Raw genomic sequence first — 12,505 nt, forward strand, 5'->3', positions numbered from 1 at the left:
CCCCGCCCTACCGAGCGTTCCGCTTCAGGCGGCGTTTCAGCAGCTTGTCGGCGACCGCCTCGGCCTGGCGCTGGGTGAAGGCCAGGGCGGCGGGGTTGCCGCGTCGGGCGCCCACGCTGTCGGCGACCATGGCGCCCCGCTCGCCCAGCGGCCGGGGCTTGCCGGTGGTGGTGTCCACGGCGGTCTGATGCTCGATCTCGGCGTTCAGCGCGGCGCCCAGCAGGATCACCTGCACCGACAGCCAGGTCCACAGCAGGAAACCCATCATGGCCGCCAGCGGGCCATAGCTGTCGGTCCGCACGAAGTGGCTCAGATACCAGCTGAACGCCAACGACAGGCTGACGCTCAGCGTCGCCGAGAAGATCGCCCCGGGCGTCAGCCAGCGCCAACGCGCGTTCTGGCGGCACGGGCCGTAGCGATAGATGCCCATCAGGGCCAGCACATAGCCGGCGAACAACAGGGGCCAGCGCAAGGGGGCGAACAGGCCCCACTCCTCCTCCAGCCCGAACAGACGCACCACCACCGGCACGCCCACCACCAGACCCGACGTCAGCAGCACCGCGATCAAGGCGCCGATGGTGAAGGCCAGGCAGACCAGGTTGTAGCGGATGAAGTTGCGCTTCTCGGTCTCGTGATAGGCGACGTTCAGCCCGTAGAACAGCATCTTGACCGCCCCGCTGGCGGCCCACAGCGACAGGACCAGCGTCCAGATCAGGGTCAGGGTCAGCTGGGTGCTGGAGTTCTCGGCCAGGCGCTGCATCTGGGCGCCCAGGAATTTGGCGATGCTGTCGGGCATCAGGGCGTAGAGGAACTGAAGCCGGCCCCAGGCGTCGGCCGGATCGGCGAACAGGCCGTACAGCGTCACGAACGACCCCAACAGCGGGAACAGCGACAACAGGGTGAAGAAGGTCACGCCCCCGGCCACGAAGCCCACCCGGTCGCCGAAATAGGACGCTCCGGCCCGCCAGACGATGTCGGTCCAGCCCTTGCGCGGGATGCGGTGCGGACGGTCCGCCAGACGCCCACGCCCCGGCTCCTTGGCGTCGTAATCGGCCGGCGTGGGCGGGGGCGGCGGCAGAACCTCGGGCCGGGGGGCGCGCAGCTCGACCCCCACCTTGTGCCCCTGGCTGTAGATCAGATGCGCCGCGCCCGCGCCCGCCGCCAGCCCCCCGGCCGCCGCCGCCAGATAGCGCCACAGGCCGCCGCCCGCCGGCCGTCCGCGCGGCTGCGGCGAACGGGCCGAGACGGCGGCGGTCAGACGGGACAGGGGCGAGGCGCGCTTGGACATGGACAGGCGAACGGTATAGCTGGCCGCGCGTTCCGCAAATGCTTGAAATCGTCGTCGGCTGGGGCCAATCAACGCCCATGACCGACCCGATCACGCCAAAGCCCGAGAACGACGCCCCCACTCTGCTGACCGCCTGGAAGGCGGCGCAGGCCCGGCTCAAGACCGGCCGCATCGACAGCCCCGCCATCGACGGCCGCCTGCTGCTGGAGGCCGCCGCCGGCGCCAGCCGCATGGACATCCTGACCGACCCTTACCGGCCCATCACCGCCGACCAGCTGAGCGCCTATGAGGCCATGGTCGAGCGCCGGCTGAAGCGCGAGCCCGTCTCGCGCATCGTCGGCAGGAAGGGCTTCTGGAAGATCATGCTGAACGTCACCCCCGATGTCCTCAGCCCCCGCCCCGACACCGAGACCCTGATGGACGTGGCCATGCTGGCCTTCGCCAGGAACGAGGCGTTCGAGGCCATCGACCTGGGCACAGGCTCTGGCGCCATCCTCCTGGCCCTGCTCAGCGAAAGGCCGGCGGCCAAGGGCGTCGGCACCGACATCTCGTCCGAGGCCCTGGCCGTGGCCAAGGAGAACGCCGCCAACCTGGATCTGAACGAGCGCGCCGTCTTCCTGCGCACCGAATGGGCCGCGGGCTTCGGTGACGCCAGCTTCGACCTGGTGCTGTCCAACCCGCCCTATATCCCCACCGACCATATCGCGACCCTGGACCCGGAGGTCCGCGACCACGACCCGCATCTGGCCCTGGACGGCGGGCCGGACGGCTTGCAGGCTTACCGCGACCTGGCGCCCGAGGTGAAACGCATCCTGAAGCCGCTGGGCGTCTTCGCCGTCGAGATCGGCTTCGACCAGGGCCCGCAGGTCAAGGAACTGTTCCAGGCCGCCGGCTTCACCGACGTCAAAATCATCAAGGACCTGGGCGAGCGCGACCGCGTCGTCACCAACGGCCCGGACCCGCGCACCAATCCGATCCCGCAGGACTGACCGAGATCAGACGGTCGGCGGACAAAAACACCGTCTGAATAGTGCACATCGTCTGAAACCCACCCTCCTCGATGCGGACGCGCCAAGACAGGATCGCACGGTTTGAAACCGTGAGCAGGAAGATGACGCTGGCCGGCGGCAAGGTGTTGAAATCGTTCGCCCGCTTGACCGGAGATATGCTGGCTGGCGACTTTCGCTTGCCCAGAGGGGGCTGCGGCTGTGGGATGGCTGCCGACAAAGGGAGCCGCGCATGACGACCAGCCGCCTGACGCCACGCTCGCGCGGACTGCGCCAAATCTGCGGCCTGGCCGAGGACCGGATATGGACGCGGCTGCGCGGCGGTGCCGTCGATGGCTGGAAGGTGCGTCGCCAGCATCCGGTTGGAGGGTTCGTGGTCGATTTCGTCTGCCTTCCGCTGCGCCTGGTCATCGAGGTCGACGGCGGAGTGCATGAGCGTGACGAAGTCGTGTTGAACGACCACTATCGCCAGCAGGCGATCGAGGCGCTGGGCTGGACCGTCATCCGCTTCACCAACGCCGAAGCCCTTGCCGACCCCGCCCGCATCGACGCCGCCATCCGCGACCGCGCCAGAACGCTGGGTCTCTAACCTTCCCTCTCACATTGGGAGAGGGCTTGAGCGCCCGAGAGCGCAGCGAGCGGCCTTGCGCGAAAGGGTGAGGGTCGCCCGCCGCCCGCCATCCGCTGCGGCCCGACCGCTGCGACGGCTCACGCCGACTTCGATACCCGACCTCAACCGTCCGCTTCGCGGCCACCTTCTCCCAATGGGAGAAGGATAGGGTCCGTCAATGCACCCGCATCTTCCCGATCTCCAACCCACCTTCGCCCGCCGTCACCGCGATCACCCCGCCGTCCTCGATCTCGCCGGCCAGCAGCTTGCGCGCGATCGGGTCCACCAGGTCCTTCTGGATCACCCGCTTCAGCGGCCGCGCGCCATAGGCGGGGTCGTAGCCGCGGTCGGCGAGCCAGGCCAGGGCGCTGTCGTCCAGGTCCAGGGTCAGGCGGCGGTCGGCGAGCAGCTTTTCGAAGCGTGATAGCTGGATGCGGACGATGCCGCCCATCTGGTCGCGGCCCAGGCGGTGGAACAGGATGATCTCGTCGATCCGGTTCAGGAACTCGGGCCGGAAGTGGGCGCGGACGGCCTCCATGACGAAGGGGCGCACGGCCTCGACATCATCCCCCTCGCCCTGATCGGCCAGATACTGGCTGCCCAGGTTGGAGGTCATGATGATCAGGGTGTTCCTGAAATCGATGGTGCGGCCCTGCCCGTCCGTCAGGCGGCCGTCGTCCAGCACCTGCAGCAGCACGTTGAAGACGTCGGGGTGGGCCTTTTCGACCTCGTCGAACAGGACGACCTGATAGGGGCGACGGCGCACGGCCTCGGTCAGGGCGCCGCCCTCGTCATAGCCGACATAGCCGGGAGGGGCGCCGATCAGGCGGCTGACCGAGTGTTTCTCCATATATTCCGACATATCCAGGCGCGTGATGGCCGCCTCGTCGTCGAACAGGAAGTCGGCCAGCGCCTTGGTCAGTTCGGTCTTGCCCACGCCGGTCGGGCCCAGGAACAGGAAGCTGCCCAGCGGACGGTTGGGGTCGTTCAGGCCGGAGCGGGCGCGGCGCACGGCGTCGGAGACGGCGGCCAGCGCCTCGTCCTGACCCACCACGCGGCCGCCGAGCGCCGTCTCCATCTGCAGCAGTTTTTCGCGTTCACCCTCCAGCATCTTGTCGACCGGCACGCCGGTCCAGCGGCTGACGACGGCGGCGATCTGTTCGGCGTCGACGACTTCCGGCGTCAGGGGGCCCTTTCCGCTGGTTTCCTCAGCCTCGGCTTCTTCGAGTTGCTTTTCAATCTGGGGGATCTGGCCGTAGGCGATCTCGGACGCGCGGCCCAGGTCGCCGGCGCGCTGGGCGTTGGCGAGTTCCAGGCGCAAACGGTCCAGGGTTTCGCGCAGCTGGGCGCCCTGGCCGACCTTGTCCTTTTCGGCCTTCCATTGGCGGGTCAGGTCGTCGGACTGACCTTCCAGATCGGCGATCTCGTCCTCCAGCTTTTCCAGACGATGCTGGGACGCCGTGTCGGTTTCCTTCTTCAGGGCCTCGCGCTCGATTTTGAGCTGGACCAGGCGGCGGTCGATCTCGTCCAGGGCCTCGGGCTTGGAGTCCACGGCCATGCGCACGCGGCTGGCGGCCTCGTCGATCAGGTCGATGGCCTTGTCCGGCAGGAAGCGGTCGGTGATGTAGCGGTTCGACAGGGTCGCGGCGGCGACGATGGCGCTGTCGGAGATGCGCACGCCGTGGTGGACCTCGTACTTCTCCTTCAGGCCGCGCAGGATCGACACCGTGTCCTCCACCGTCGGTTCGGCGACGAAGACAGGCTGGAAACGACGGGCCAGGGCCGCGTCCTTTTCGACGTGCTTGCGGTATTCATCCAGGGTCGTCGCGCCGACGCAGTGCAGCTCGCCGCGCGCCAAGGCGGGCTTCAGCAGGTTCGACGCATCCATGGCGCCGTCGCCCTTTCCGGCGCCGACCAGGGTGTGCATCTCGTCGATGAACAGGATGATCCCGCCCTCGGCCGCAGAGACCTCGGACAGGACGGATTTCAGCCGCTCCTCGAACTCGCCGCGGTATTTGGCGCCCGCGATCAGACTGCCCATGTCCAGGGCCATGACGGTCTTGTCGCGCAGGGATTCGGGCACGTCGCCGTTGACGATGCGCAGGGCCAGACCCTCGACGATGGCGGTCTTGCCCACGCCGGGTTCGCCGATCAGGACGGGGTTGTTCTTGGTGCGGCGGGCCAGGACCTGAATGGTGCGGCGGATTTCCTCGTCGCGGCCGATGACCGGGTCGATCTTGCCGTCGCGGGCGGCCAGGGTCAGGTCGCGGGCGTAGCGTTTCAGGGCGTCATAGCCGTCCTCGGCGCCGGCGCTGTCGGCGGTCTTGCCCTTGCGCACCTCGGCGATGGCGGCCTCCAGCTTGTCGGCCGTGACGCCCGAGGCCTTCAGCACCTCGGCGGCGACCCCGCCTTCCCTGGCGAGCGCGGCCAGCAGCCGTTCGGTGGTGACGAAGGCGTCGCCTGCGGTCTTGGAAGCTTGCTCGGCGGCGGCGAAGACGCGGGCGGTGTCGCCGTCCAGATAGAGCTGGCCCGAGCCGCCGGTGACCTGGGCGCGCTTCTTCAGGGCGGTTTCGACATCGGCCTCGGCGCGGCGGGCGTCGCCGCCGGCGGCCGTGATCAGGTTGCGGGCCAGGCCGTCGCGTTCCTCCAGCAGCACCTTGAGCAGATGCTCGGGCGCGAACTGCTGGTGGCGGCGGGCCAGGGCCAGCGACTGGGCTGACTGGACGGCCTGTTTGGCGCGGTCGGAATAGAGTTCGAGATTCATAATGGTCCCCTCATCAGGCGGATTTCCGCCCGCGACGCCCTTTCAGGAAGCGACGACGCGGGTCTGTGAAACCGAGATGGTGTGGCGGATGAGGCACACAAGGGGGCGGCAGGCGGAGATTTGCGCCCGCCCGCGCGGGACGTCAGCCGCCCGATGGGCCGGTCGAGAAGTCGAACTGTTCGGGCTGACGACGCTGGCCGCCGCCGAAGTTCCAGGTCAGGCCGACGTAGAAGGCGCGCAGCTTGATCTTCTGCTCGTTCCGCTCGCTGAACAGCGGCGTGTCATAGACGGTCGTGTTGCTGAACGAGTTGAACAGGTCGCGGCCGGTGAAGTTGAACGACAGGGTGTCGCTGAGCTTTCTGCGATAGCCCAGATTGACCATGCCGCCGGCCTCGCGCGTGCCCTGGGCCAACAGGCTGTCGCCCTGCCAGAAGCCGCTCAGCTGGACGAAGTCCTTGGTCGTCGGCTGCCAGTTCAGGCTGAGACGGCCGCTGGCCAGCGCAGCCTCGCGGTCGCCGCCGCCCGCCACGGCCCCGGCGTCGATCTCCTGGCGGAAGACGTTGACGCTGGCGTTGTAGCGCAGGGTCGGGTGCAGGCGGCCGTTGGCCGTCAGCTCCAGGCCGATGTCGCGACGCGAGCCCAGGTTCTCGGGCCGGGTCAGCAGCACCCCGCCGCCGATGTCGGTCGCCACGTCGGTGAAGGCCTTGTCGGTGTCGCGCAGATAGGCGGTGGCCTGATAGAAGCTCTGGCCCTTGCGCATCTGCCACATGGCCTCGAACGAATCCGTCTCCTGCGGCTGCAGGTCGGGATTGCCCGAGCGCCGGTTCAACGGATCCTGATAGGAGACGAAGGGGTTCAGCTGGCTGGGCTGGGGCCGCTGGATGCGGCGCGAATAGCTGGCGCGCAGGGTCTGTTCGGGGTTCAGCTGATACTGCAGGTGGGCGGTCGGATAGGCGCGGAAATAGTCCTGGGACGCCGTGGCCCCGCCGGTCAGATCCTCGATCCTGATGTCGGCCTGCTCCAGCCGCAGACCCAGCTGGCCCGACAGCTTCTCGCCCAGCGGCCGCTCATAGGTGGTGTAGAGGGCGTGGACGGTCTGGCGCGCCTCGAACCGATTGTTCAGGGCCGGAACCGGGACCACCGCCGCTTCGGACGGTCCGCGCAGGAAGTCGGTGCGCTGTTCCGGGCGCTGGTCGTTCAGCTCATAGCCCAGGCGCAGCTTGCCGCCGGTCGACAGGGGGCGGGTATAGGCGCTGGTGAAGCCCCAGTTGACCTGATCGGTGGCGTTGGCGGTGCGTTCGTACAGCGCCTGACCGGCCGGGATCAGATAGTTGGTGACGGCCAGGCCCGAGCTGTCGTTGCTGTTCTTGTCATAGCGCAGCTCGTTGGACCATTCGTGGCCCGCGTCGTCGAAGCGGCGCAGCACACGGGCGGTCGCGCCCCAGTTGGCGAAGTCGAAATCCGAGGCGCCGTCGCGGCGATAGGCGCTGGTCACCGCGCCGCCAGCGTCGCGCGTCTCGAACAGGCCGCCGCCCGTGCCGCTTCCGTCGAAGGCGACGCCGCGCAGTTCGCCGGTCAGCTGGGTCTTGTCGTCCAGCTTGTATTCGGCGGTCAGGCGGCCGAAGGCGCCGTTCTGCTCGGAGGCGATGTCCTGATCCATCCGCGTGGTGGAAACCGTGGCGCCGGTGATCGGATCGCGCTGGTCGCGCTGACGCAGGATGGTGATGTCGGTGGGATCGGCGCGGTAGCTGAAATCGCCCGACAGGGTCAGACGATCCTTCTGATACGAGCCGCTGAGGCCCGTGTTCCAGCGGCCGTTGTCGCCGACATTGACCCGCAGCGAGCCGGTGGTCTGGGTTCCCGGCTTGGGCGCCGTGGGCTTGGTGATCAGATTGATGACCCCGCCCGAGCCTTCGGGGCTGTAGGCGGCGGAGGGATTGGTCATGACCTCGATGCGCGCATACTGGCTGGCCGGCAACTGGATCAGCGCCTGGCCGCGACCGGGGCCGGTCAGGATGCCGGACGGGCGGCCGTCGACCAGAATGGTGACATTGGCGTCGCCGCGCAGCGAAACATTGCCTTCCGGGTCCACATCGACGGAGGGCACGTTGCGCAGGGCGTCGGCCAGGCTGCCGGTCACGGCCTGAAGGTCGTTGGCCAGGCTGTAGCTGATGGAATCGATGGAGGTGCGCACGTCCGCGGCGCGGGCGTTGACCACCACGTCGCCGACGCTGGCGAGTGCCTTCTGATCAGCGGCGGCCGGCTGGGTTTGGGTCGGGGGCGTTTGGGGACGCGGGGCCTGGCCGGGCGCGGTCTGGGCCAGGACCGCGCCGGCGGGCAGGGCCAGGACGGCGCCCAGAACGGGCGCGAGTTTGACGATCGACATTGGCATCCCCTGCGGTCGTTTCGCGCCGCTCCTCTCGCGCAACTATCAGTCGGCGCCCGTGCGCCCGAGTTACATCTTTTTCATCGACAAGGCGGCTGCGTGGCCAAGCTCGGGAACCGTCAGCTTCGCCATACGCTTTGGGCCGATGCTGACCACAAAGATGAACCCCCGCGTCTTCTGGGGCGCCAGCGCCATCGCGGGCGTCCTGCTGCTGATGACGCTGGTGGCGCCCAATACCTCGGACCTGATCTTCGGCCACGCCCAGGCCTGGGTGATCGACACCTTCGGCTGGTTCTACGTCGCGGCCGTGGCGGGTTTTCTGGGCGCCGTCGTCTGGCTGGCGGTCGGGCCGACCGGGCGGCTGAAGCTGGGGCCGGACGACGCCGAGCCGGACTTCCCCTATCTGTCGTGGCTGGCCATGCTGTTCGCGGCGGGCATGGGCATCGGCCTGATGTATTTCGCCGTCGCCGAGCCGGTGCAGCACTATATCGCCCCGCCCGACGAGGCGCCCGGCACGGTCAAGGCCGCGCGCGAGGCCATGGTCATCACCTTCACCCACTGGGGCGTCCACGCCTGGGCCATCTATGCGGTGGTGGGGCTCAGCCTGGCCTATTTCGCGCACCGCAAGGGCCTGCCCCTGACCATGCGGTCGGGCCTGTTCCCCCTGCTGGGCAAGCGGATCAATGGGCCGATCGGCGATGCGGTCGACATCTTCGCCATCTGCGGCACCCTGTTCGGCATCGCCACCTCGCTAGGGCTGGGCGTGGCCCAGATGTCGGCGGGCCTGAACTATGTCTTCGGCATTCCCAATACGGTGCTGATCCAGGTCGGGCTGATCGTGGCGGTGATGGGGATCGCGACCCTGTCGGTGCTGTCGGGCGTCGAAAAGGGCGTCCGGCGACTGTCGGAGCTGAACCTGATCCTGGCGGTCTGTCTGATGCTGTTCGTCCTGTTCGCGGGGCCGACCCTGTTCCTGCTGCGGGCGCTGGTGCAGAATTTCGGCCTGTATCTGGACCACTTCTTCCAGCGCACCTTCACCCTGTACGCCTATGAGCCGCGCGCCTGGATGGCGGACTGGACCCTGTTCTACTGGGCCTGGTGGATCGCCTGGTCGCCGTTCGTGGGCATGTTCATCGCCCGCATCTCGCGCGGGCGCACGGTGCGCGAATTCGTGGTCGGGGTGCTGCTGGTGCCAACCGGCTTCACCTTCCTGTGGATGACGGTCTTCGGCAATACGGCCATGGCCTATGACATGGGCCAGGCGGCGGGCGCGATTTCCCAGGCGGTGCAGGCCGATCTGTCCACGGCCATGTTCCACTTCTTCGAACAGCTGCCGGGGACCCTGTTCACCTCGACCCTGGCGATCCTGCTGGTGGGGGTCTTCTTCGTGACCTCGGCCGATTCAGGGTCTCTGGTGATCGACACCCTCGCCTCGGGCGGGGCCGACGACACCCCGCGCTGGCAACGGATCTACTGGTGCGTCATGCAGGGGGCGGCGGCGGCCCTGCTGCTGCTGGCCGGCGGCCTGGGGGCCTTGCAGGCCGCGACCCTGGTGGCCGCCCTGCCCTTCTGCATCATCATGATCCTGTTGGTGTTCGGCCTGTTCCGCCAGATGAACGCCGATCTGACCGGCGAGACCCTGACGACCGAGGCCGCGCCCCTGTCGCAACAGCTGAAGCGGATCATGACGCCGGCCAGCCGCAGCGACATCCTGAAGGAGATCGAACGCCAGGGCCTGCCCGCGCTGGAGACGGTGTACGCCGCCCTGGGCGCCGAGGATTCCGACGCCGAGATCGGTCGCGACGACGCCGCCGCCTGGCTGACGATCCGCCACGCCGACCGGGTGTTCATGTATCGGCTGGGCGCCCGATCCCGCGCCCGCCCCGCCATCACCCAGCGCGACGCCCCCGTCGGCCGCCGCCCTCTGGAATGGCGCCTGACCGCCCAGACCGGCGCCGGCGAACGCCCCCACGACATCACCGGCTTCACCCAGAGCCAGATCGTCGCCGACGTCCTGGACAAGCTGCAGGGCTGGCGACTGGCGTAAGCCGACATGGGGCGCTAGCGTCGCGGGGTCTTCGTCGGAGTTCGCCATGTCCATTCGCCTTTCGCGCCGGTCCCTGTTCGCTTCGGGCGGCGCAGCAGCGCTGGCGGCGCAGCCGGCGTTCGCCCAAACGGGGGCTCAGACGTCGGCGGCGAACGACGACGCCGCGCTGGCTCAGGCGGTGGACGCCTATGTGGCGAAATGCATGGCCGCCTGGCCCGATCAGCCGGCCCTGGGCGTCGCCGTCGTCAAGGACGGGGCGACCATCCTGGCGCGGGGATACGGCGTCAAGGTGCAGGGCAGGCCGGCGCGGGCAGACGAGCACACCGTGTTCGCCATTGCGTCCAACACCAAGAACGTCACCGCCGCCGCCCTGGCCATTCTGGTCGACGAGGGCAAGGTGAAATGGGACGAACCCGTCAAAACCTATCTGCCCGACTTCAAACTGTCCGACCCCTATATCGGCGAACACATCACCGTGCGCGACACGCTGAGCCACCGGGCCGGGTTCGGCCTGGGCGCGGGCGACCTGCTGTTCTGGCCAAACTCGGACCGCACCCGCGCCGAGGTGTTGGCCCAGGCCGCCTTCGTGCCGATCGAGGACGGGTTCAGGGCGCGCTATCACTACTGCAACCTGATGTTCGTGGTCGCGGGCGCGGTGTTGGAGGCGGTGTCGGGCATGACGTGGGAGGCCTTTATCCAGACCCGCATCCTGGACAAGGTCGGCATGACCGAGACGGTCCCGCTGGCGCGTCTGGCGGACGCCGGCCGCTCGGCCCTGCCCCACGCCCGCGTCGGGCCGCCGTTGCGCACCCACGGGCCGATGGTCCAGATCGCCCAGTCCATCGCCGAAGTCTGGAACTGGGATTCGGCGGCGGCGGCGGGCGGCATCTGCACCACCCCGACCGACTGGGCCAAATGGATCGCCGTGCGCCTGAACGAGGGCAGGCTGCCGGACGGATCGCGGCTGTTCTCCGAAGACGCCGCGCGCGAGATGTATCGCCCCAACATCATCGTCGGATCGTCGTCGGGGCCGACGGCGGAACTGCCGAACCGCGCCATCGCCTCGACCTACGCCATGGGGCTGCAGGTCCAGGATTATCGCGGCGAGCGGATCGCCAGCCACGGCGGCGGCTCGCCCGGCGGGATTTCGGCGACGGTGCTGATCCCCGGCCGCAAGACCGGCTTCTGCATCTTCTCCAATGCGGAGGAGAGCTTCCTGCTGCGCGCTCTGCGCTCGGGGATTTCCGATCTCTGCATGGGCAAGGTGGACGTCGACTGGATCGCTGATTCCAAGAAGCTGGAAGAGGAGGGCGAGGCCAAGTCCCAGGCCGCCGCCGTCGAGATCGACGCCAAGCAGCGCGCCGGCGCCCCGCCCGCCATGCCGCTGGACGCCTATGCCGGAACCTGGCGCGACCCCTGGTACGGCGACATCCTCATCGAACCGCGCACCGAGGGCCGGGGCCGCAACCGAAAGAGCGGCCTGTGGCTGCGTTTCACCCACACCCCTGCGCTTCAGGGCTGGCTGGAGCCGTACGACGGCGAGACCTTCCGCACCCGTTTCCCGGACAAGCGCGAGGAGGACGCCTTCGTCACCTTCGCCATCCAAACGGCCAAGCCCGCGACGGCGACGATGAAGGGGGTCAGCCCCGACATCGACTTCAGCTACGACTATCAGGATCTGCGCCTGACGCGGGTCTGACGCGGGCCTGAGGGTCGCCGGGCGGCCCTGTGACCCAGGGTCGCAAACCCGGAACGGGGCCCGGGAACCAGGCGCTGTCTTCCCATCAATCCGAAGGGAGACCGTCATGTCCAAGACCCAGAACCCCCGCGCGCTCGACCGCGACGAAGCGCAGATGGTGGAACAGTCCAAGGCCCTGGCCGACCACGGACCGGCCGAAATGCGAGACCTGATCGGACGGCTGCGCGCGCGCCGCGACCGGGTGCAACGTCAGATCCGAACCCGGGTCCGCGACGGCCGCGACGGGCCGGATACGGGCGCGCGCGACAAGAAGGCGATCCTGACCGAGGCGATCGCCCGCGTCGCCGACGAGATGGCGGCGCGCAAGGACGGCCGATCCGCCGCCGCCAATCTGCGCAAGGCCGTGGCGCAAAAGGCTGAGACGCCCCGCTGGACCGGGCCGGACGACCGCACCGCCAACACCGGCCCGGCCGAGACGCCCAACACCAAGATCGCCCCGTCCGGCGCCCTTCACGCCGAGGGCATGCGCGCCGCCATCGCCCGCGCGACCGGGGCGCGCTGATCGGCAATGAGGCCCGGCGAGCTTGGTTTGATCGACATTCGGCTTGATGACGTCATTCCGGGGCCTCCGAAGGACGAACCCGGAACCCAGGAGGCGCGCCTCAGGCTTAAGGCGCGTCTAGCAGTTCATGTGAGGCCCTGGG

General features: G+C 68.6%; 8 protein-coding genes. 5 read left to right on the forward strand and 3 right to left on the reverse strand.

Annotation, left to right across the window (positions count from 1 at the left end):
• Positions 1-7: 7 nt before the first annotated feature.
• A complete protein-coding gene (locus B3Z70_RS17015) occupies positions 8-1,288 on the reverse strand; it encodes a YihY/virulence factor BrkB family protein (RefSeq protein ID WP_292045940.1) in 1,281 nt (426 codons plus the stop codon).
• A 77-nt stretch (positions 1,289-1,365) separates the two neighbouring features.
• Between B3Z70_RS17015 and prmC the strand changes: the two genes are divergently transcribed.
• Together prmC and B3Z70_RS17025 are read left to right on the forward strand one after the other, a co-directional pair.
• Positions 1,366-2,277 carry a peptide chain release factor N(5)-glutamine methyltransferase gene (gene prmC / locus B3Z70_RS17020; protein WP_292045941.1) on the forward strand — a complete coding sequence of 304 codons (912 nt, stop codon included), beginning with the start codon at positions 1,366-1,368 and terminating at the stop codon, positions 2,275-2,277.
• Positions 2,278-2,527: 250 nt separating this feature from the next.
• Positions 2,528-2,884 carry an endonuclease domain-containing protein gene (locus B3Z70_RS17025; protein ID WP_292045942.1) on the forward strand — a complete coding sequence of 119 codons (357 nt, stop codon included), beginning with the start codon at positions 2,528-2,530 and terminating at the stop codon, positions 2,882-2,884.
• Positions 2,885-3,080: 196 nt separating this feature from the next.
• Here B3Z70_RS17025 and clpB read toward each other — a convergent pair whose 3' ends face one another.
• On the reverse strand, positions 3,081-5,669 hold the full coding sequence (gene clpB / locus B3Z70_RS17030; RefSeq protein WP_292045943.1) for an ATP-dependent chaperone ClpB: 2,589 nt from the start codon (positions 5,667-5,669) through the stop codon (positions 3,081-3,083).
• Positions 5,670-5,811: 142 nt separating this feature from the next.
• Positions 5,812-8,055 carry a TonB-dependent receptor domain-containing protein gene (locus B3Z70_RS17035; protein ID WP_292045944.1) on the reverse strand — a complete coding sequence of 748 codons (2,244 nt, stop codon included), beginning with the start codon at positions 8,053-8,055 and terminating at the stop codon, positions 5,812-5,814.
• Positions 8,056-8,215: 160 nt separating this feature from the next.
• Between B3Z70_RS17035 and B3Z70_RS17040 the strand changes: the two genes are divergently transcribed.
• The 3 genes from B3Z70_RS17040 to B3Z70_RS17050 all read left to right on the forward strand — a co-directional run bounded on the left by B3Z70_RS17040 (position 8,216) and on the right by B3Z70_RS17050 (position 12,363).
• Positions 8,216-10,102, forward strand: coding sequence for a BCCT family transporter (locus B3Z70_RS17040; protein ID WP_292045945.1), 1,887 nt, complete (start codon positions 8,216-8,218; stop codon positions 10,100-10,102).
• A 46-nt stretch (positions 10,103-10,148) separates the two neighbouring features.
• Complete coding sequence (locus tag B3Z70_RS17045; RefSeq protein WP_292045946.1) at positions 10,149-11,801, forward strand: serine hydrolase; 1,653 nt, start codon at positions 10,149-10,151, stop codon at positions 11,799-11,801.
• 106 nt (positions 11,802-11,907) lie between these two features.
• Positions 11,908-12,363, forward strand: coding sequence for a hypothetical protein (locus tag B3Z70_RS17050; protein WP_292045947.1), 456 nt, complete (start codon positions 11,908-11,910; stop codon positions 12,361-12,363).
• Positions 12,364-12,505: the final 142 nt, after the last annotated feature.

Source organism: Brevundimonas sp. UBA6550 (genome assembly GCF_002434505.1).
Classification (GTDB): domain Bacteria; phylum Pseudomonadota; class Alphaproteobacteria; order Caulobacterales; family Caulobacteraceae; genus Brevundimonas.

Excerpts from the sequence above, each read along its gene's own strand:
- B3Z70_RS17045 (WP_292045946.1), top strand. The coding sequence starts at position 10,149 with ATGTCCATTCGCCTTTCGCGCCGGTCCCTGTTCGCTTCGGGCGGCGCA.
- prmC (WP_292045941.1), top strand. The coding sequence starts at position 1,366 with ATGACCGACCCGATCACGCCAAAGCCCGAGAACGACGCCCCCACTCTG.
- clpB (WP_292045943.1), bottom strand. The coding sequence starts at position 5,669 with ATGAATCTCGAACTCTATTCCGACCGCGCCAAACAGGCCGTCCAGTCA.
- B3Z70_RS17040 (WP_292045945.1), top strand. The coding sequence starts at position 8,216 with ATGAACCCCCGCGTCTTCTGGGGCGCCAGCGCCATCGCGGGCGTCCTG.
- B3Z70_RS17035 (WP_292045944.1), bottom strand. The coding sequence starts at position 8,055 with ATGTCGATCGTCAAACTCGCGCCCGTTCTGGGCGCCGTCCTGGCCCTG.
- B3Z70_RS17025 (WP_292045942.1), top strand. The coding sequence starts at position 2,528 with ATGACGACCAGCCGCCTGACGCCACGCTCGCGCGGACTGCGCCAAATC.
- B3Z70_RS17050 (WP_292045947.1), top strand. The coding sequence starts at position 11,908 with ATGTCCAAGACCCAGAACCCCCGCGCGCTCGACCGCGACGAAGCGCAG.
- B3Z70_RS17015 (WP_292045940.1), bottom strand. The coding sequence starts at position 1,288 with ATGTCCAAGCGCGCCTCGCCCCTGTCCCGTCTGACCGCCGCCGTCTCG.